General features: G+C 62.2%; 21 protein-coding genes. 15 read left to right on the top strand and 6 right to left on the bottom strand.

The features are described from left to right. Window positions 1-22: 22 nt before the first annotated feature. On the bottom strand, window positions 23-211 hold the full coding sequence (locus tag U5775_RS03900; protein ID WP_238462751.1) for a hypothetical protein: 189 nt from the start codon (window positions 209-211) through the stop codon (window positions 23-25). Window positions 212-366: 155 nt separating this feature from the next. Beyond that, the gene (locus U5775_RS03895; protein WP_322056792.1) at window positions 367-1,074 is read right to left on the bottom strand and encodes a 16S rRNA pseudouridine(516) synthase; all 708 of its coding nucleotides are present in this window, start codon (window positions 1,072-1,074) and stop codon (window positions 367-369) included. 342 nt (window positions 1,075-1,416) lie between these two features. Between U5775_RS03895 and poxB the strand changes: the two genes are divergently transcribed. Together poxB and U5775_RS03885 are read left to right on the top strand one after the other, a co-directional pair. Beyond that, window positions 1,417-3,135 carry a ubiquinone-dependent pyruvate dehydrogenase gene (gene poxB / locus U5775_RS03890; protein ID WP_322056791.1) on the top strand — a complete coding sequence of 573 codons (1,719 nt, stop codon included), beginning with the start codon at window positions 1,417-1,419 and terminating at the stop codon, window positions 3,133-3,135. 186 nt (window positions 3,136-3,321) lie between these two features. Beyond that, window positions 3,322-3,972, top strand: a complete 651-nt coding sequence (locus tag U5775_RS03885) for a hypothetical protein (RefSeq protein WP_322056790.1) — start codon at window positions 3,322-3,324, stop codon at window positions 3,970-3,972. 107 nt (window positions 3,973-4,079) lie between these two features. Here U5775_RS03885 and U5775_RS03880 read toward each other — a convergent pair whose 3' ends face one another. Further along, a complete protein-coding gene (locus U5775_RS03880) occupies window positions 4,080-4,793 on the bottom strand; it encodes a hypothetical protein (RefSeq protein WP_322056789.1) in 714 nt (237 codons plus the stop codon). A gap of 313 nt (window positions 4,794-5,106) precedes the next feature. On the opposite strand from U5775_RS03880, the gene U5775_RS03875 reads away from it, so the two are divergent. From U5775_RS03875 to U5775_RS03855, 5 genes are all read left to right on the top strand, one after another. Beyond that, entirely contained in the window at window positions 5,107-6,111 is a 1,005-nt protein-coding gene (locus tag U5775_RS03875; RefSeq protein ID WP_322056788.1) for a hypothetical protein, read from the top strand. Between the two features lie 729 nt (window positions 6,112-6,840). Beyond that, the gene (locus tag U5775_RS03870) at window positions 6,841-7,284 is read left to right on the top strand and encodes an AlpA family transcriptional regulator (RefSeq protein WP_322056787.1); all 444 of its coding nucleotides are present in this window, start codon (window positions 6,841-6,843) and stop codon (window positions 7,282-7,284) included. After that, complete coding sequence (locus tag U5775_RS03865; protein WP_322056786.1) at window positions 7,285-7,476, top strand: hypothetical protein; 192 nt, start codon at window positions 7,285-7,287, stop codon at window positions 7,474-7,476. Beyond that, complete coding sequence (locus U5775_RS03860; RefSeq protein WP_322056785.1) at window positions 7,476-8,342, top strand: hypothetical protein; 867 nt, start codon at window positions 7,476-7,478, stop codon at window positions 8,340-8,342. The genes U5775_RS03865 and U5775_RS03860 overlap by 1 nt, the downstream gene beginning before the upstream one ends. Then, entirely contained in the window at window positions 8,339-9,205 is an 867-nt protein-coding gene (locus tag U5775_RS03855) for a replicative DNA helicase (protein ID WP_322056784.1), read from the top strand. The genes U5775_RS03860 and U5775_RS03855 overlap by 4 nt, the downstream gene beginning before the upstream one ends. On the opposite strand, the gene U5775_RS03850 is transcribed toward U5775_RS03855, so the two are convergent. After that, window positions 9,187-10,470 carry an IS256 family transposase gene (locus U5775_RS03850; protein WP_322056783.1) on the bottom strand — a complete coding sequence of 428 codons (1,284 nt, stop codon included), beginning with the start codon at window positions 10,468-10,470 and terminating at the stop codon, window positions 9,187-9,189. The two genes, U5775_RS03855 and U5775_RS03850, sit on opposite strands and share 19 nt — an antisense overlap. Before the next feature lie 255 nt (window positions 10,471-10,725). On the opposite strand from U5775_RS03850, the gene U5775_RS03845 reads away from it, so the two are divergent. The 5 genes from U5775_RS03845 to U5775_RS03825 all read left to right on the top strand — a co-directional run bounded on the left by U5775_RS03845 (window position 10,726) and on the right by U5775_RS03825 (window position 14,018). Next, entirely contained in the window at window positions 10,726-11,331 is a 606-nt protein-coding gene (locus U5775_RS03845) for a hypothetical protein (RefSeq protein WP_322056782.1), read from the top strand. Continuing rightward, window positions 11,331-11,576 carry a hypothetical protein gene (locus tag U5775_RS03840; RefSeq protein ID WP_322056781.1) on the top strand — a complete coding sequence of 82 codons (246 nt, stop codon included), beginning with the start codon at window positions 11,331-11,333 and terminating at the stop codon, window positions 11,574-11,576. Before U5775_RS03845 ends, U5775_RS03840 begins: the two co-directional genes overlap by 1 nt. After that, the gene (locus U5775_RS03835; protein ID WP_322056780.1) at window positions 11,573-12,328 is read left to right on the top strand and encodes a helix-turn-helix transcriptional regulator; all 756 of its coding nucleotides are present in this window, start codon (window positions 11,573-11,575) and stop codon (window positions 12,326-12,328) included. Before U5775_RS03840 ends, U5775_RS03835 begins: the two co-directional genes overlap by 4 nt. Beyond that, window positions 12,325-12,672, top strand: coding sequence for a hypothetical protein (locus tag U5775_RS03830; RefSeq protein ID WP_322056779.1), 348 nt, complete (start codon window positions 12,325-12,327; stop codon window positions 12,670-12,672). The genes U5775_RS03835 and U5775_RS03830 overlap by 4 nt, the downstream gene beginning before the upstream one ends. Before the next feature lie 473 nt (window positions 12,673-13,145). Continuing rightward, window positions 13,146-14,018 carry a GntR family transcriptional regulator gene (locus U5775_RS03825; RefSeq protein WP_322056778.1) on the top strand — a complete coding sequence of 291 codons (873 nt, stop codon included), beginning with the start codon at window positions 13,146-13,148 and terminating at the stop codon, window positions 14,016-14,018. 75 nt (window positions 14,019-14,093) lie between these two features. On the opposite strand, the gene U5775_RS03820 is transcribed toward U5775_RS03825, so the two are convergent. Continuing rightward, on the bottom strand, window positions 14,094-15,242 hold the full coding sequence (locus tag U5775_RS03820; protein WP_322056777.1) for a porin: 1,149 nt from the start codon (window positions 15,240-15,242) through the stop codon (window positions 14,094-14,096). A gap of 32 nt (window positions 15,243-15,274) precedes the next feature. Then, the gene (locus tag U5775_RS03815) at window positions 15,275-16,150 is read right to left on the bottom strand and encodes an alpha/beta hydrolase (protein WP_322056776.1); all 876 of its coding nucleotides are present in this window, start codon (window positions 16,148-16,150) and stop codon (window positions 15,275-15,277) included. Between the two features lie 185 nt (window positions 16,151-16,335). On the opposite strand from U5775_RS03815, the gene U5775_RS03810 reads away from it, so the two are divergent. The 3 genes from U5775_RS03810 to U5775_RS03800 all read left to right on the top strand — a co-directional run bounded on the left by U5775_RS03810 (window position 16,336) and on the right by U5775_RS03800 (window position 19,179). Next, window positions 16,336-17,295 carry an NAD(P)-dependent oxidoreductase gene (locus U5775_RS03810; protein WP_322056775.1) on the top strand — a complete coding sequence of 320 codons (960 nt, stop codon included), beginning with the start codon at window positions 16,336-16,338 and terminating at the stop codon, window positions 17,293-17,295. Window positions 17,296-17,349: 54 nt separating this feature from the next. Further along, window positions 17,350-17,739 carry a RidA family protein gene (locus U5775_RS03805; RefSeq protein WP_322056774.1) on the top strand — a complete coding sequence of 130 codons (390 nt, stop codon included), beginning with the start codon at window positions 17,350-17,352 and terminating at the stop codon, window positions 17,737-17,739. Window positions 17,740-17,802: 63 nt separating this feature from the next. Continuing rightward, a complete protein-coding gene (locus tag U5775_RS03800; RefSeq protein WP_322056773.1) occupies window positions 17,803-19,179 on the top strand; it encodes an MFS transporter in 1,377 nt (458 codons plus the stop codon). Window positions 19,180-19,291 lie beyond the last annotated feature (112 nt).

The following is a 19,291-nucleotide window of genomic DNA, read 5'->3' as shown; positions in this document are numbered from 1 at the left end:
GGCGCGGCGCAAAGCGTGCCGTTCACGTGATTGCCGGCAGCGCCTCGAGCAAGAGGAAGCAGAACAGGGCCCCGATGAGCGCCCCGATCAGATTGGGATGGTATTGATGCCGGAAATGCATCGACGCCAGCAAGCCGCCGATCAGAATCGCCCCCAGCGCCATGAATGCCATCAACACGAAAGAGATTTCGAATGAGCCGTTGATGATCATGATGCCCCTCCTTGCAACTTGTAATCGTTCTTGAAAGGAGTATAGGGCGGAACATCTGGAAGGGCATGCTGCGGCGCGGCGCAAAGCGGGGCGGCCGAGCCGCCCTCAGTGTGCGAGCGCACAAAGGGCCGGCCGTGCGCGGCGCGGGCCGTGGTTTACCCCGTGTTGCGCAGCGCGTCGAGCGCGGCCGCGTCGAGCCATTTCCATGCGCCCGGGGCCAGATCCGCAGGCAGCGCGAAGCCGCCGATACGCTCGCGATGCAACGTCTCCACGCGGTTGCCCGCCGCGGCCACCATGCGCTTGACCTGGTGATATTTGCCTTCGAGCACGCTCAGCTCGAGCTCCTGCTCGCCGCGCGCATGGGCGGCGACGGCGGCGCTGGGCTCGCGTTCGCCGTGCAGCAGGACGCCTTCGCGCAGCGCCTGCAACTGCGCCTCGTCGAGCGGATGGCGCGTCGTGGCCACGTAGACCTTGGGTACCTTGCGTTTGGGCGAAGTGAAGGCGTGCACGAACTGGCCATCGTCGGAGAGCAGCAGCAGGCCGGTCGTGTCCTGATCGAGACGCCCCACGCATTGCACGTTGCGCGCGGCGAACTGCGGCGGCAACAGGTGAAACACGCTCAGATGATGCTGCGGGTCGCGCGAGCACTCGTAGCCCGCGGGCTTGTTCAACGCGAGATAGGCGCGCGCGTGAAACGGCCAGGGCGTGCCGTCGACGCTGAACACGAGGCCTTGGGTATCGAAGGTCGCGAGCGGATCGGTGCAGGGCTCGCCCGCGACGGCCACGCGCGCTTCGAGGATCAGGCCGCGGCATTGGCGGCGCGTGCCGAAGCCTTGGGTAAAGAGAATGCTTTCGAGGTTCATGACAAGACGCCGACGGCTACAAACTGCAGCATTTTAGCGAACGTTCGCGCCCGGCCCGCGCCTGTGCCCGAAGCGAACGCGCTTTTCCGCACGGCAGCTTCGACGGCGAACGAAGCCTCGCGCTCCCCGTGCGGCCGGGTTGTGACGCTTCGCGGCGTGTCTCGCGAGGATGGCGTAACGTAGCGCGATGATCTGGCCGACGCCTGCGTCGCGCGCTGCCCATCCGCCACGGGCACGCCGCGCCGGCGCACCGCGGCCACCTCATCCCCCTTGCCTGGAACGTAGCGCCGGGGCGCCGCGAGGCGCCGGGCGCTGCGCCTTTTCGTACACGAGGAGAACAGCATGGCGAAGACGATCGCGGATTATCTGGCCAAGACGCTCGAAGCAGTGGGCGTCGAGCGTATCTGGGGCGTGACCGGCGACAGCCTGAACGGGCTTTCGGCGAGCCTGCGCAAGCTCGGCACGATCCGCTGGATGCACACGCGGCACGAGGAAGTGGCCGCGTTCGCCGCGGGCGCGGAAGCTGCCGCGACCGGCCGGCTCGCGGTATGCGCGGGCAGTTGCGGCCCCGGTAACCTGCACCTCATCAACGGCCTGTACGACTGCCACCGCAATCACGCGCCGGTGCTGGCCATCGCCGCGCACATTCCGTCGACGGAGATCGGCCTCGGCTACTTTCAGGAAACGCACCCGACCGAAATCTTTCGCGAGTGCGCCCATTACGTGGAGCTCGTGACGAACGCGGCGCAGTTTCCGCGCGTGCTCGCCACGGCGCTGCGCACCGCCATCGACAAGAAGGGCGTGGCCGTGATCGTCGTGCCCGGCGACGTGGCGCTGCTCGACGGGCCGGAGGAAGAGCCGGTCTGGGCGCAGCACGCACGGCCCGCGACGCTGCCGGCCTCGGCGGACATCGACCGGCTGGCGGACCTGCTCAACCGCTCCGAGGCCGTCACGCTGCTGTGCGGCAGCGGCTGCAAGGGCGCGCACGACGAAGTGGTGGCGCTCGCCGACACCCTCGGCGCGCCGACCGTGCATGCGCTGCGCGGCAAGCAATATGTCGAATGGGATAACCCGTACGACGTGGGCATGACGGGGCTGATCGGCTTCAGCTCCGGCTATCACGCGATGATGTCGTGCGACACGCTCGTGATGCTCGGCACTGACTTCCCATATCGCAACTTCTATCCCGAGCACGCGAACATCGTGCAGATCGACCGCGACGCAGGCGCGCTCGGCAAGCGCGCACCGCTCGCGCTCGGGCTGATCGGCGACGTGCGCGAGACCCTGCGCGCGCTGACGCCGCGGCTCACGCGCAAGACCGGACGCCATTTCATCGACCGCGCGCGCGAGCACTACGCGAACGCGCGCAAGGGGCTCGACGACCTTGCGCGACCGGCGCCCGCGGGCAAGCCATTGCATCCGCAATACGTGGCCTCGCGCCTCGATGCGCTGGCCGCCGACGATGCGATCTTTGCTGTCGACGTCGGCACGCCCACGCTCTGGGCCGCGCGCTATCTGACGATGAACGGGCGCCGCCGTCTGCACGGCTCGTTCAACCACGGCTCGATGGCGAACGCGATGCCGCAGGCGCTGGGCGCCCAGGCCGCGCATGCCGGGCGCCAGGTGATCTCGCTTTCGGGCGACGGCGGCCTTTCAATGCTGCTCGGCGACATCCTCACGGCGCGCCAGCTCGATCTGCCGATCAAGATCGTTGTCCTGAACAACGGCTCGCTGGGATTCGTTGCGATGGAGATGAAGGCGGGCGGCTACGTGGAGACGGGCACCGATCTCGTGGCGACCAATTTCGCCGATATCGCGAAAGGCGCGGGTCTTTTCAGCGTGCGCGTGGAAACTTCGGAGTCGCTCGACGACGCGTTGCGCGAGGCGTTCGCGCATGACGGCCCGGCGCTCGTGGACGTGGTGACGACGAAGCACGAGCTGGCCATGCCGCCGAAGCTGCAATGGGCGCAGGCGAAGGGGTTCAGCCTCTATATGCTGCGCGCGGTGCTGAGCGGGCGAGGGGACGAGGTGGTGGAGCTGGCGCAGACGAATTTGCGCTGAACGAGCTGATGCCACGACAGGTTCATCGCAGCGCGCGCCCCTGTCTCTCGATCTGAAGCCAGAACGGGGGTGTACCTTCGTCGGCCGGCGTGACCGCGGTGCGAACTCGTGACGCGTAAGCCGGCCGGCGCATTCGTGTCGCCGTGTGCGGTAGACCACGTAAGTGCGGCCGTTTTGCGACCAGGCTTGGCACAATGGGGTGGTGAGACTGGTGCCCGGAGAGAGACCTTTTCGCGGTTCCCGATGCGGGCAGCTTGGGCATTCGCACGAAAAAAAACAGGTGACGCGATGGCGAACGACACGGTGGTGACGTTATCCGATTGGTCTGAAGCGCTCACGTGTTACGGAGGCGAATCAGCAGCGTACGTCGCAGACAATCCCAAACTGCTCAGCGCGACCTTTGATTTTCTGAAGTCCGTCTCAGAGCGGCATTGGGGCGATGCCGTCGCCGACGGCGTGGGCGTTGCGGGCGCGGCAGCCGAGAAGATCGAGATGTCGAAGAACGCCCGCTTTGCAGTGCAAAGCACTACGTTCGTCGTCTCCGAGGCGAAGCTCACGATGAGCCTGCGCGTACTGGCGGCGGTCGGCGAGGGATCGCGCCTCGCCTCGCCTGCCGCCGCGGTATCGCTTATCGGCGCGACGCTCGTCACCAAAGCCGGGCAGGCGATGGGTCTCGCCGGCAGCGACAACGAGCGCAGCAAATGCGTGGGCGCGCTGATGGAAGTGGCAGGCAACGTGGGCGTCACGGCGGTCACGTTCGAGACTGGCGTGGGCGCGGTGCTCGGCGTGGTTTCGATCGGTGCATCGGCGTTGAACGCGTATATGGAGTGTCGGTGAAAGTCGCGGTGCGGTGGGCTGCATATCGCCGAGCTAAAGGCAGCGGCGCCCAGTGCTTTCAGCATGGCTGAGAAGCCGGGCACGCAGCGGGACTTTGCTTGGTTATGCTATCTGAAGACGGCGCCATAGCGTAGGAAAAGATGCTTCTGTGCCGGCCGCATGGCGCCGCAGACACGCCGGAAACGGGCGGGTGCATGCCGGCGGCGGCGCCATCTCCCTCGAGGAGGCCGGAAATCTGCCGGAATGCTTGCCACGCCGTCGAAAACGGAGGGCTGGCGGAGCGCAGTAGCCCTTGCCCGGGAGAGCCGCGCATCGAGCGTCGTCGACTGGATCGCGAGATATCGGGCAATCGCGTCGCTATCGTCGTCGAATTGGTCGAACACGTGGTAGTACGCGACTGCCTCGGAGAACTGGGCATGGATGACGCGTGCGAAGTCGGCTGCCTCCTCTTCGAGCTCCATGGCCACTTCCGGCTCGTGGGTCCTCGGGCCCGCGAGACGGGCGGATACAGCGTTTCCGCTGAAGTTGCCATCGTCGTCGCGCTCCTCCCGATCGAGGCGGACGGCAAAGCGCATGGCACGGTTCACGAAGCGACCGAACCGCTTGTGAAGCCGAGCAACGATAGTTTCCTGAAGATTCGCATTCTCTGGCTCGAGCGCGCTGCCACGTTCTTCCTTGAGTTCTTCGGCGATGAGCCAAGCTTCGCTTTTAAGATCGTCGACCGAATGCTCGCCTTGAGTAAGGCTGGCGATATGGCGAAGATGCTTGAGCATCGGCGCGATGAGCCGATCGAAGAAGGACGCGTCATCACGTTGAGCCATGCGTTACCTATGGACGAATGAGTGACGGGTGGATCCGCGCGCTGCGAGTTGCAGTTTATTCCGGCGCTGTGACATTTAATCTGCGGCTATCGAGCGCGGGGCAACGCAGCGGGTTTTGCCGGGCGGCGCGCCGCGAGGGCAAGCACTGCACTGACACGGCTTGCCAAGCCTCGGATTCGGGTATTGTGCTATCGCGGGTTTATGTATTTCAGCGGACATTCTTTGATAAAAATGCCATGCGTTACTGCGGAAGGAACGTCACCCGACAATAGACAAAATCGACGCACTGCCCGTTCTTAATGAGCTGTACCATATGGTCGCCCATGGGATAAGCAACGATCTGGCGGTAAAGCGTCATGAGCGTGAAGCACGCACGTTGCTTGAGAGGGACGCTATAGATCCCGCTTACGCCTGGATGGCAATCGGCGCGGCGATGTTTCTTCAGGGGAAACATCGCGAGAGCGTTGAGGCGTTGAATAACGCGGTCAAACTAGCGCCTATGGACGAGCCGGTTCTCGGTAACGCATGCTCCATCTTCAGCATCGTCGGAGAGACGGAACTTGCTGTTGATATGGCGCGTCGGCTGCTGGGCCTGGTCACCACCAGGGACGGCAGGATGGCTGTGTTGAGAGCCTTGGAGAAAGCACTTCGTTTTGAGGAGGTGCTTGAGATTGGTGAGAAAGTCAACATCGGCTTTAGTGACGCCTACAAAGAGTCCGCCAGGCATCTGCTAAGCATTGCAGACGACCATAGTACAACCCCAGAGTTGAGAGCCAGGCTGATCGATGCTGCTGTTACGGCAGTACGCGCGCAGGGCTATCTTGTCAGGCAGACGACTCTCGTGCAGGTGAAGGATCAACTGCGATACGAACTTTTCATTGATGAAACGGCGCGGCGTTGCGCCGAAGTTAACTTCGCGATTGCGGAGGCACTTTGCGAGCAATTTGAGGATCCGGTGCCTGCGGAAACGCTGAGCAACGGCGCGGGGGAGTGCGAGTGGCGGTCGGCCGCGTCGCATGCATACTATGCCGCGTACCATAAAGCTCTCAGTGTTGCAGACGCGTGTTTGCCGCCGAATCCGTTCGCGGGCGGCGAGCACGAGCGGTTGGAGCGCTTCAAGCAGCATTCGATCAAGGGTAAGCAGATCGCATATGTGTTGATCGACCTGAAGAAAACGCGCACGACCGCCGACCATAAACTTGCTGCTCCGTTCCAACAGGCGGATGCAACGGACTTCATCCTGAAGTGCGAGGTTTTCCTCGAAAAGGTTGAGGCGTTCTCCGTATATACGACAGGCGCGCAAACGACCGGGCCTTAACTGGTTGGAGACTGAGAGAGAAGGCAGAGAGCGACCGCTACGTGCGGTCGTTTTCATTCTTGGGTCGCAAAATGCGGCCTTGAACGTATCAATCATCCGGGCCGTTTGGCCAACGTCAGTGGTCTTGAGGTCGATCTTTATGGTTAACGTGCGCGCCAGTGCGTAGGTTCATGGCGGTGGTTACCATAGGAACACCCTGGGTAAGGCAGCGGAGCCTTCTTGGATAAGGCTTTGCAGGGAAGGGGGTGGTTCGGGCCGGAATGAAATAATCCTTGCTATTTCAATGCTGGTGGGCATCTGTTGTTTTATCGCTATCTAGGTACCCCCAAAAATACCCCCAAAACGGGCGCGCTGCCCACTTAATCTGAGAAATCCTTCGCCTCGTGCTACCCCTGCTCGCTCCATCGAGTTCGGCGATGGTTACGATGATGCGGTTGTAGCTCGCGCGACTACTGGCGCAACCACAAAGCCGGTTGCATCCACGTTTTTCTGGCCGTCTGGCAGGCCCGATAAATTTTTTTTTGCATGGCATTGCGTCGCGGAAATCACTTGCCCTGAAAAACCTACCCGCTTTCAAATCAATTACTTGTGCGCTTTTGTTAGAGCCCTTATTATCAGGATCCTGATAAATAACAAATAAAATCAGTAGCTTGCATGCTTTTCAAAATCGCTTGAACTTGTCAGAATCCGCCCGTCTTCAATCAGAAGCGCACGAAATAGGATTAAAGAATGGGCACGGTCGTAGATTATTCGTCGGGTGATTTGTCGGAAACGGTCCAGAACGCATACCTCGTCGGTCGCTCGCATGAGCGCAGCGAGTTCGCCCATCTTGAGGGAGGCCGCAAGTCGTGCTGCGCGGGCAAAGCCATTCCGGAAATGGGTGGCGGTGCGCCTGCTGCTGCGCAGGGTGACGGTGGAGGCCTGCACCATTATCAAAACTGCGCCACCCGCCGCCACCCCGTCGTCCCGCTGTCGGGGAATCCACCGCGACCGCTGCGTATTGACGAGGTCATGCACCGCGTGGGTTTCGGACGATCAAACATTTATGAACTCATGAGGCGCGGGAAATTCCCGGCGTGCGTAAAGATCGGCGGTCGATCGACCGCTTGGGTCGAGGCCGAGATTTCTGAGTGGATCGAAAGCAGCATTGCTGCCCGTTCGGAGCGCGCGTAAATGTCTCACCGCGACCAAATCCGCGACCTGCGCCCGAACATGATGGCGCTTTCTCATTCAATGAAACGTGAGCCCGCCTCGGGAAAACAGGAGTTGGGTCACCACATCTGCACGGGGCTTCGCGCCTACGTCTCGTTGATGCGAGCGGCCATCCGTAGGGACGCTAAAGCCAAAGCCAACGGGGGCGCGTGATGGATTGGTTTCGCCTGTGGCATGGCACTTCGTCTGATCCGAAGCTGAAGTGGGTGGCGCGTCGTAGCGGGCAGACCGTCGCGAACGTGCTGGCGGTCTGGGTCTGCTTGCTCGAATCCGCCAGCAACATCGCTGGTGGTGAGGAAGGCGTGACGCGCGGTGACGTGGCGGGTTTCGATTGCGAGGCCCACGACGCTCTGCTCGACGTGGAGGACGGCACGTGCGCGCGCATCCTCGCTGCGCTTTCCGACAAGGGCATGATTCAAGCGGGGCGCATCGATGGTTGGGAGCGCCGCCAGCCGAAGCGTGAGGACGCTGGAGACCCGGTAACGGGCGCAAAGTCCGCCGCGCAGCGCAAGCGAGAGCAGCGCGAGCGCGAGCGTGCATCCGTTGCGGGAGCATCCAATGACGACACGCAAGGTCACGGCGAGTCACGCGGTATCACGCAATGTCACGCAATGTCACGCGATTTCACGACAGATAAGAGAAGAGGAGAGTTAACTACTCCCCCCATACCCCCCGAGGGGGGCGGAGCCGAGCATTCAAAAAAACGATCGGCGATAACGCTCAAGACGTTTCTGGCGCAATGCCGCGAGGCAGGCGAAAAACCCATCCCTGAGGGAGATCCGGTTTTCGACTACGCCGACAAGAGCGGCATTCCGATGGACTACTTGCGCATTCATTGGGACGAGTTCAAGTCACGGTACGGCCTGCCGGACGCGAAGCGCTACAAGGACTGGCGCTCCGTGTACCGCAAGTCGGTGCGTGGCAACTGGTTTCGGCTCTGGTTTCTGCGCCCCGATGGTGAGTGCGCGCTGACAACGGTAGGCGAGCAGGCACGCAGGCAGCACAGGGAGGCGGCATGAACGCGCCTGATACGCAGCGCGCGCTGCACTCCGTGGAGGCCGAGCAATCGGTGCTGGGTGGCCTACTGCTCGACAACGATGCGATCGACGGCATCGGGGGCTTGCGCGCGGAGCGCTTCTATCGCGCCGACCATCGGATGATTTTTGGCACAGTCACGAGGCTGATTGCCGATGGCGGCGCGGACGTGGTGACGGTCTTCTCGGCACTTCAGGCGGGCGGCAAGGCCGAGCAGGTGGGCGGGCTCGCGTACTTGAACGCGCTGGCGCAGAACACTCCCAGCGCGGCGAACATCGCCCGCTACGCAGGCATCGTGCGCGACCGCGCGCTGAAGCGCCGCCTGCTGACGGTGGCGGGCGAGATTCGCGACTCCGTCGGCCAGAGGCCAGACGACGCGGCGACGCTCGTAGACCGCGCTGCGGCGGCGCTGGAGAAGTTGGCCGATGGGACGACAAAGCAAGAGCCGAAGTCGGCACGCGATGCCTTGGGCGACCATCTGGCCGCGCTTGAGGCCCGCTCGACTGGCGCGACACCTGCGATATCGACAGGGATCGAGGCACTCGACGCGCGCCTGAACGGCGGGCTGCGTCCCGGCTGGCTCTGCATCGTCGCAGCGCGTCCGGGCGCGGGCAAAACGAGTCTCGCCATGAACGTCGCGGCGCATGTCGCCGAGGACCATCCCGTGCTGTTCTGCTCGATGGAAATGCCGCTCGGCGAGCTTAACGACCGGCTCATTGCTTCGCTCGGGCGCGTCCCACTCGACCGCGTGATGCAGTCGAGCGAGCGCGACCGCGAGTTTTGGGAGAGCAATCGTCAATACTGGTGTACGCGGGCGGGGCGGCATGATCAGGCGGCCAGCGCTTGAGGAGCCGGTGTGCTGTCGATCACCGGGGTTCCGTCTTTGAAGGGGACGCCCTTCAGAAGCTGATCAATTTTCTCGGCACCACGAATTCTCCTCCAGGTCTGCTCGGCCGCTTCAATCAGCTTGAACGCCATCGCGAGGAAGGTCGAGCGCGACAGACAGTTGCGCGTGCGGCTCGTGCGATGGCGTACCGTCGCAAACGTCGATTCGATCGGATTCGTGGTCCGCACATGCTGCCAGTGCTCCGCAGGAACGTCGTAGAACGCCAGCAGTGCGTCTCGATCCTTCGTGAGCTTCTCGACCGCCTTCGGGTACTTGGCCGCGTACACGTCGACGAACTGATTGAACGCAACAATCGCATCGGCGCGCGTCGCGGCATTCCAGATCTCTGCGAGCGCTGCCTTGGCCTTGCCGTGCTGCGACTTGGGCATCGCGTTGAGGATATTTCCGACCTTATGGAACCAGCAGCGCTGATGTCGCGTCTGCGGGAACACCTCGTCCAGTGCCGCCCATAGTCCCATCGCGCCGTCACCAACCGCGAGCAGTGGCGGCGCCTGCAGGCCGCACGCTTTCAGATCGAGCAGCAGTTCAATCCACGATTGTTTCGACTCGCGGTAACCGTCGCAGAGCGCAACGCGCTCCTTCTCGCCGTCCGGCTTCACGCCGATGATCACCAGCAGGCATTGACCGTCGGAATCCTCCGTTCGCGCCTGCGTGTGGATGCCATCGGCCCACCAGTAGACCCAGCGTGAGTTCGACAGGTCCCGCTTGTTCCATTGCTCAAACTCGTCTGCCCAGGCGGCCTTCAGGCGGCTCACAACGCTCGCTGACAGCCCTTTGGCCTGTTCGCCCAGTAACTCCGACAGGGCGTCGCCCATGTCGCCGGTCGACACCCCACGCAGGTACAGCCACGGCAGCGACGACGACACGCGCGGTGACTTGCGCACATAAGGCGGCACGACCGATGAATTGAACTTGATGCCCGAGCCCGAGCGGTCGCGAACCTTCGGAACCTTCACCGGTACCGGGCCCACCGCCGTGACGATCTCGCGCTCTGGCAGGTAGCCGTTGCGCACGACCGCGCGCCGGCCGTCCATCGTCTTCACATTCGAATACTGCTCAAGCATCGCCGCCAGTTCCGCCTCGATTGCCTGCTGGATGATTCGCCGTGCCCCTTGCTGGATCAGATCGTCCAGGCCGGGCACGCCGCCCTCAAATTGCGTTTCTGCTGTTTGACTGGTGCTCGTTTCCTGCGTATGTTTCGCCATGGTGGTGGAGTTCGATTGAGGAAATCCCGCTGAGCTATGTGTGGCGTGCCTTTGGCGGATTGAGAGCATGCCGGGTACCGGAATTTTTTTACACGGAGCGCGTGCGTGCGCGCATGCGTGCGCGTGCCAGATCGAACCATGAAGCGCAACGTTTTCGGTTTGCGCTCGCACCTGGCTTTTATGGAAAACGCAGTCGGTCGTCGTGCTTTTCTGGTGCGAGCATGGCATCTCCCAAACACACAGCGAAACCGCTCTATGACCGCACTCGAAACCCTCCTCCGAACCGACGACGCCATCGCGCAGCGTGTCATTTTCAATGCGCTGAAAAGCTCATCTGTCATGTATCTCGCTCGCCGAATAGCCACGCGGCGTGCAGCGCTGATCGAGGCGGCGGGGCCGGTCGGCATCGTGGCTGAAGCCGTCGAGCTTGGCTCCGCCGACGAGTCTGCGCTGTGCGCGCGCCTGGCCGATGAGGCTGCTGCGCTGGACCGCATGATCGCCGATGCCCGCGAGGGGAGTGCCACGCTCGATGCATTCTGCAAGGAATCGCAGAGGCAATTCGCGGCGTATGTCAGCCGCGCAGTGCGCACTGAACTAGACGTCGGAAGCGTCGAAATTCCTCATCTCGAAGGTCTGATTCGCGGCTTCGAGCGCGCCCGCGCGGATCACCGCGAACGCTTGGTCGAAGCCGGTCTGGACGACGGCCAAATCGAGCGCGGCGGCCTGCTGAAGCCGACTGCTGATGACCTTCTCTGCTGGCGGCGGGAACTTGCGGAAAAGCGCGAGCAAGTTGCCCGCGCGAAGGCATTTCTCGCAAGCGCCCCGTTGTTCGATCTGAGCATCCTCGGCGAGGATGCGTGATGGGCTCGCGCCTTACCAGCGAGGCGTGGGCCGAGGTCGAGCGCTTGTACCGTGGGGGCGAGTCTGCCAAGGTGCTCGCGCGGCGCTACGGCGTTCAGGCGAACACGATTCACCATCGGGCCAGCAAGGAGCGGTGGCGCTCGACCCGCGTGCGCGCTGCCGCACTGTCGCCGATTGAGCGCCTGGAGGCCGTCGCAAATCGATTGGAAGTGGCCGCACGCACACTCACGGGGAGCCAAAAATGAGTGAAGCGATTCAACACGAAGCACCGGCCAGCGCTCCGAGGCGCGGACGCAAGACGGCCGCAGAAATGACGGCTGCCCAGCGCGACGTGTGCGTGAGGTCCTCGCTCACGCGCTTCGTGCGCAATCGCAGCCTGCCGTCAGAGCTTGAAGACCTGCGCCACAAGCTGATTGTGGCTCGCGTGATGCAGGGCATGCTGGCGGTGGAGGCTGCGGAAAAGTTCGGCTACGCGAACTCGACGCAACTCTCGCTGATCGAGAGCGGTGAGCGCCCTACGCCGCGTGACTGGCGCTTCCTGAAGCAGGCGGCGGAAGTCTACTCCGTGAGCATTGATTGGTTGCTGGGATTGAGCCCCACGATGGAGCCGGACTCACGCGTCGCGCACCAGTACGCGCTGCTTCGCGGGACGGAGAGCATTATGGCCGGGTTCGTGACGCAGATCACCACGGCGATGATCCAGACCGCGAGCGAGACGCAGCCGCTCGCCAAAGAACTGGAGCGAGTGGTTTCCGCCGTTGACGAGCACATCGCGCGCTTCAGCACGCTGATCGCGCAGGAAGCGTTCGAAGACCTTCCGGGCGGCGCTCCTGTTGTCGCAACTGCGCAGCGGCTCGAACGTAGCTTGGAACCACTCCGCGCCAAGCTTAAGAAATTCAAGGGCCTCGAATCGTACATGGCGGAAGTCCGCGCGGGCACGCTGCCGGTCATCCCTTACCTCTGCGAGCGATACGAGCATGACCAGGAGACCCAATGAGAGCGGGCGACCAAGGATTCCTGCTTGCCGACAAGCCCCTCAGTGTCGAGCGGCTCTCGACCGGCATTGAGGGCGTGCGCAGTGACACGGGCCAAATTCTCACCCTGCTCAAGATGGGCGCGCGCTCCGAAATGCTGGACCGTGCCCGCGTGCACAGCACGAGAAGCGTGCGCAAGGATGCGTCGGGGCGTGCTGGTGCTGGCGGTGCTCGCGCCAATGCCCCGAGTAACCCGAATGCGAGCCGCTCGCCATCGTCTGTCGATCTGGCCGCACAGCCATGTGTGAGTGTCGAGCGCGCCCGCGATGCCGGGGCCGCTTCACCGGCGCGGCAAAGAGCGAGCTAACTCAGGTCGTCAAGGCCGTTGGCTCCCTGACCCGCCGACAGGCCGCAGTCATTGCGGCTAAGCAGGCGGGCTGATGCCCGGATCGGAGGAGGTCATGACGGGGCTCCTGCTGGAGGACGAGGTGGATTGCCTCAACCACCAACATAAGCACCGGCGCCACTGGCCTCCCATTCGCCGCCAGAGTGGGGCCGCAGCCCCCTGCCGCGCGAGCGGTTTAGTCCCTCGGCCAGCTTGGGGCATTCGCGTGCACTTTCTGTTCGGCTGCTGAGCCGTCCAGAGGAGACAATCGCGAATGACCGCAGCTGGAGCCGCAAAGACGTCACGTATCTGGTCAGGCGGCTCTTTGCATCAGTCCGGACTGGCCCGCTGCATCTTGCCATGCAAGAAATTTATATATCGCGTATCATTTTCGAAGATTTTTGGCTCAAATCAACCTACAGAGTGAGTCGCCCAGTCCGAGTCCACTATTTGGTATGAAACCTGTCAACCGCGATTTTGTTGCTCCACGCTCAACCCGCAGTGGATCTGATCAGGAGGAAGGCGAGCGCACGCTGTCCGACCAGGCCTACCGGCTGATGCATCGCGATATCTTGTCGGGCGAGCTCGAGCCAGACTCAAAGCTTCGTCTGCAAGGACTGCAGGAGAGGTATGGCCTCGGTATGAGTCCAATCAGGGAAGCGCTGATGTTACTCAGCCGGGAGGGGCTGGTGTCCAATGAAGGGCAACGGGGTTTCCGGGTTGCACCGGTATCGGCCGAAGATCTTCGGGATATCGTGTACGCGCGCACCCACATCGAAACAATCCTGCTTACGGAATCGATCTCTCATGGCGACGCCGACTGGGGCGCCGAAATCTCGGCCGCCTTCTACAAGCTGACGCATGAACCGGTGCCGACGTCACTCGACGATGTGGCTGGCATGGATGCATGGGAAGCCGCCCACCGAAGGTTTCATCGGGCGTTGCTCGCTGGGGCCCGGTCACCGTGGCTTCACCGGATCCATGTGCAACTCTTCGATCACGCGGAACGCTACCGACGACTTCGGCTCGCGCGACTCGGATTCACTGCACGCACGGACAGTATTTTTAACGAGCATCAGGAGTTGATGGAGGCGACCTTGTCACGCGAGGTCGCGCGAGCTTGTGCCATATTGCGTGAGCATCTTAACGCCACGTTGGCCGTCGTCGACTATCTCGGCAAAGCGGGCGCCAAAGAAGCTCCTGCCTTGGCGGGAAAAGGGGTAGCCAAATCTCGACAACCTGCGGTGGTAACACGGGCCCTATCGCCTCAACCTGAAAGGGCTGTGTCGCGCGGTACGCGCAAATCGCCCGAACGCGCCAAGGTGTAAGACGGCGTCAATGCGCACTGCGACAGCTCCAGTGCGTGCGCATTGACGTGCCAAACGATCGGCGATCTCTATAACTCAAAAGCGGTGACGCAATCCTAGTCCCACAACAAGCTGGCTGGGCGACGAGGATTGTGAATAGCCACAGATAATCGCGTTCGCAAACGGCGTGTTGTCGCCCCCGCTCACGTGCTGATACACCGCATCGATGTAGACGTCTGTACGTTTCGACAGAAAATAATCGGCCTGCGCGCTGACCTGATTCCACTTCGGACTCGCGCTGACCTGCGAGTTCGTAAAACGCGACATCGTATACGTATAGGTACCTAGCAGAGCGAACGCGGGCGTCGCGAAATACGTAACGTTGACGTCAAAGTTATCAAGGCTCATGCCGGCATTACCCATTGGCTTGTAGCCGCCGAGATTCACTGAGGTCCCATTGTCGATCCGGGTGTGCGTCCATGTCGCGCCATAGATGCCACTGCCGTACCTGTAATTCGCCGCGGTGCCCCATACCATCTGTCGGCTGCCGATGAACGTCGCATCACCCGTGGCGCTGCCGTCCACGGCGCCCCCTGCATTGCCGCCGACGTTGTCTATCACAATGAACGCGGCGCCGAGATTCAGGCCGCCGCGGCTGTAGCCGGCACCGGCGCTATACGCGCGGTTGTCCTTGAAGCCGGTTTGATTCGAGAACGCATACATGCCGCGCATCGAAAAGCCGCCCCATGTCGGGCTCGCGTATTGCACTGCGTTATCGAGCCTGAATGAGTTGCCCATATTGTCGTTATCGAACGGATGCGCGAAGGCGGTTCCGCCGTTGAAACCGCCGGTGTAGATCGCGAGGTACCAGATCGTCGGGTCATACTGCCGTCCGAGCGTCAGTGTGCCGTACGTGTTGTCCGTGAGGCCGACCCACGCCTGGCGACCGAACAGGCGGCCGCCCTGACCGAGCTTGCCGTTGAAGATGTTGAAGCCGTTCTCGAGCTGGAACACAGCGCTGGTGCCGCCACCGAGATCCTCGCTGCCTTTCAGCCCCCAACGGCTACCGTTGATCATGCCGTTTTGCGCCTGCACCGCGTGATGGCCGCCTTCGTTCGACACGTAGTCGATGCTCGCGTCGATGATCCCGTACAGCGTGACGCTCGACTGCGCGTGGCTGTCGACGGAGGACAGGGCGAGGATCGCGCACGCGATCGAGGATGCTTTAAATCCAGCTCTGCTCATTTCGTATGACTCCAGTGGGATGAGAAATGTGTCTACGACTCGGCGTCGGACCGAGCGAGCGCGGCAAGCCGCGCATACCAGGGGTGTGCTGCGTTATCGAGAGCGGTGTGAGTCTGGAAATGGTCGGCATGAAGCTCGACCTCGGACGAACTCGGTGCCGGCTGCAGTGCGAGCAGACTCGCCATGCGGCGGTTCGACCGGATGACGCGCTCGCTGTCGTGCTCGCCGTAACTCAACGCCATCGGAACCGTGTTGCCGCGGGTCCAGCACAGCGGGCTCATGCGCGCGTCGTCGGTCATTTCTCCGAGCACCATGCCGTAGACGCGCGCCTCCAGCGAACCCGGCGCGGGGTGAGGGTGATGCAGGTCGAAGATGCCGCTCACCGGCATGCAGCCGACGACTATGCGCGGATCAACCCCACCCTGTTGCAGCGCGTTGGGGCGCAATGCGAGCAGCGCAGCGAGATGGCCGCCGGCCGAATGACCCGCGAGGATCACACGCCTCGCGTTGCCAGCCCAGGCGGGTCGCGTTCCCGCGAGCGCGCCCAATAGCGTAATCCCATCTTCGAACGCGGCAGGCAGCGGATGCTCGGGCGCGAGACGGTAGCCGGGCGTCACCAGCACGCAGTTCGCGGCTACCACGTGGGGTGCCATGAACGCCGCGTATTCCTTGTAGCCGTTGGTCCAGCCGCCGCCGTGAAAGAACACCACAATCGGCGCATCGCCGGTGTGATCGGCACCGTAGACGTCATAGCGGTGTGCGGGGTCGTCGCCATAGGCGATGTCCTTCGCGATCTTCAACTGCGGGCAATCACGCGAAGCCCAGCCCAGCACGCACTCCTCATACGCCTGGGCTTGCGGTGTCGGCAGTGGTATCTGGGGTTTCAGCGGGGTCTTCAGATCGGACAAGAGCTTGCTCCTTGTGTGGGTGTGCTGGATGAGTCGCGACGGGTTCGTATAATTGACCTTAAAATTTATAAAATCAACATAAATTTGTGTTGACGTAGACAATTTGCACTCGTATCGTTGCTCCCAGTCGATCGGTTAAAGGCGCGGCACCGCTGCCAGGGCACCGACGACAGAGGAGACGAAAGATGACTGTTTTGATTACCGGCGCAGGGATGATCGGCCGGCTGACTGCGGCGCAACTGCGGGTACGGGGCGAACGGGTCGTGATGGTCGACGTGAGCCCTCGTGAGCGAGAGGAACTGCATGGCGCCGAGTTCGAGCTATGCGACGTCACCGATTTCGCCCGCCTTGGCGAGGTGGTGGAGCGGCATGCGGTCACGTCGATCGTGCATACGGCTGCGTTGCTGTCGACCGCGATCCGGCGCGATCCTCTCGCGGGTATCCGTGTGAACACGATGGGGACGGCCAACGTGCTGGAGATCGCGCGCCAAAAGCAGTTGCGGCGCGTCGTGCTGGCAAGTTCGACGACGGTGATGTATTCCGCGTTCGCGTCGCTGCCGGCCGCGCCAATTCCGGAAGACTTCCAGTATCGGATCGTGAGCGAGCGGCCTGCGAGCATCTATGCCGCCACCAAGGTAGCGAGCGAACATCTGGCGCTGGCCTACGCGTCGCTCTACGACCTGAGTGTCGTCGTTCTGCGCTATGGGGCGGTGCTCGGCGCGGGCGCGGAGGCAGCGACGAGCGTGCCTGGCAGGCTGCTCGACTGTTTGCTTAAGGCAGGCAGAAGTGGTGCGCCGGCACGGCTGGACGACCCCATCCTGCTGTGGAACGGTCGCGAGGAATTCGTCGATACACGCGATTGTGCGGCGGCCAACGTTGCAGCGCTATATGCGCCTGCTCCGACGCAGCGCGTCTACAACATCGCGACGGGTCAATGGTTTTCGCTCGATGAATTCATCGAAGTCGTGCGGCAACGTTACCCGTCGCTATGCATCGCTGAACTCAGGTTACCCGAGGGCGGGTTCGCCGCGTTTCCTCATGTACGTCCGGCTCCATCGGATGTCAGTGCGGCGCGGCGCGAACTTGGATTTGAGGCCGGGTATTCACTGGCCGATACCGTCGCGCATTTCGCCGACTCGCTGTAGGCCGCGCAGCGCTCTGCGCTGCCCATGACTCCATTTGAACCAGACTGTCTTCCCATGACCGACGTTATCGAAACCCATCTGCCGGAACTCGGCCAGCCGTTTTCCTGGGCCACCCGCGCCGCTGGCGTGATCTATACCGCGCACGGACCCGTGCACCAGGATGGATCGATCGAGACGGGTGCAATCGAGAACCAGGCTCAGCTGACGTTCAGGAATCTCGAAGCCGCTCTGAACGCGGCCGGCGCGTCGCTGGGCGACGTGGCCCAGGTGCTGATCTATTTGATTGATCCCGCGGATGTGCCCGTCGTCGATGAAATCTATCGGGTGTACTTTCGTAAGCCGTACCCGAATCGTTCGACGCTGATCGTGAGTGGACTGGTCGTGAGCGGCATGAGGATCGAGGTCGTCGCCTATGCCGCCGACCCCAAAGGCACAGTGGCATAGCGTCCAGCGTGTCGACGGCACACAGGTTCGATCTGCTTTTCCTTTCAAAGTTAGAGGATCATCGTGAAACAAACGGATGCCACCTTAGCCCCGCTCGGGGCGGCTCAGATGGACGACATCGCGCAACGGAACCCGTCGGGCACTGCGTTAGACGACGTGGCGGAAAAGAAGCTCATCAGTAAGGTCACGTGGCGACTCGTGCCGCTGATATTCATTGCATGGTTCATCAACTACCTCGATCGCGCCAATATCGGATTTGCCGCGTTGCAGATGAATCAGGAACTCGGCATGGGGGCGGAGATGTTCGGCTTCGCTGCAGGGGTCTTCTATCTCGGCTATATCGCGTTCGAGGTGCCAAGCAATATGTTGATGCATCGGTTTGGCGCGAGCACCTGGCTCGCCCGAATCATGTTCACCTGGGGGCTGGTATCGGTCGGCATGGCGTTCGTGCAAACGCCACAGCAATTGTATGCGGCGCGTCTTCTGCTCGGTATTGTCGAAGCTGGATTTTTCCCTTCGGTTCTGTATTACCTCGCGCTGTGGTTTCCGGCGCGGCATCTGGGCAAAGCGATTAGCCAGGTCTATTCGGCCAACATCGTTTCGCTGATCATCGGTTCGCCGCTTTCCGCTCTGATCATTTCACATTTTCATGAGAAGGCTGATTTTTCGGGTTGGCGCTGGATGATGATCATCGAGGGTGCACCCGCGACACTGCTTGGCATAGTGGCGTTCTTCTACCTCGTCAACAGGCCGTCTGAAGCGCGTTGGCTCAGCGCTATGGAGCGAGACTGGCTGGTCGGCACCGTGGAGAGCGAGCAGGCGGCCGCGGCAAGCAAGGGGAGTGCCAGTTTTAAAAGTGCGCTTGCCGCGCCCATGGTGTGGCTGATGGGGTTGCTGTACTGCTGCATCGGCATTGGCTTCTTTGGCATTTCGACATGGTTGCCCCAAGTGATCAAGCAACTCACCGATCTGTCGATTATTGAAATCGGTCTCGTGAGTGCGATTCCATTCATTCTCGGCGCAATCGCAATGATAAGTAATGCAAAGCATTCAGATCGAACAATGGAGCGTCGCTGGCATCTCACGGCCGCGTTGACTGTGGGTGCGGCCGGTCTCGCGGGAAGCGGCCTGACTTCCTCGATGCCGCTCGTTTCCTTCGGCTTCATCTGCCTTGCGGCGGCCGGCATCGTCGGCTCGTTGAGCGTGTTCTGGACGATACCGCCGACGTTTCTCGCTGGCGCGGGTGCCGCGGGCGGCATGGCTCTGATTAATGCCATCAGCGGTCTCGCGGGCTTCTTCGCGCCGTGGCTTGTTGGTGTCGCGCGGGCGCAGACCACCGACTTCACGCTAGCACTGTATTGCCTCGCACTGAGTACGGCAGTAGCCGTGTTTCTCGCGGCTTTCCTGCCATATTCAAAGCAGCAAGACTCCGCGCGTTAGCCGGCCGGGATACCGAAAAGCGCGCAGTCGTCGTTCTCAGGCTGCGCACTGTAACGACTCGCTTCTAGCCACATCCGTTGCACCTTGTGGGATCGTGTGAAATCAGTTGGTG

This window comes from Paraburkholderia sp. J63 (assembly GCF_905220245.1).
GTDB lineage: Bacteria > Pseudomonadota > Gammaproteobacteria > Burkholderiales > Burkholderiaceae > Paraburkholderia.
The sequence above is the reverse complement of the archived record's forward strand: the minus strand, read 5'-3'. Positions and strand labels throughout refer to the sequence as shown.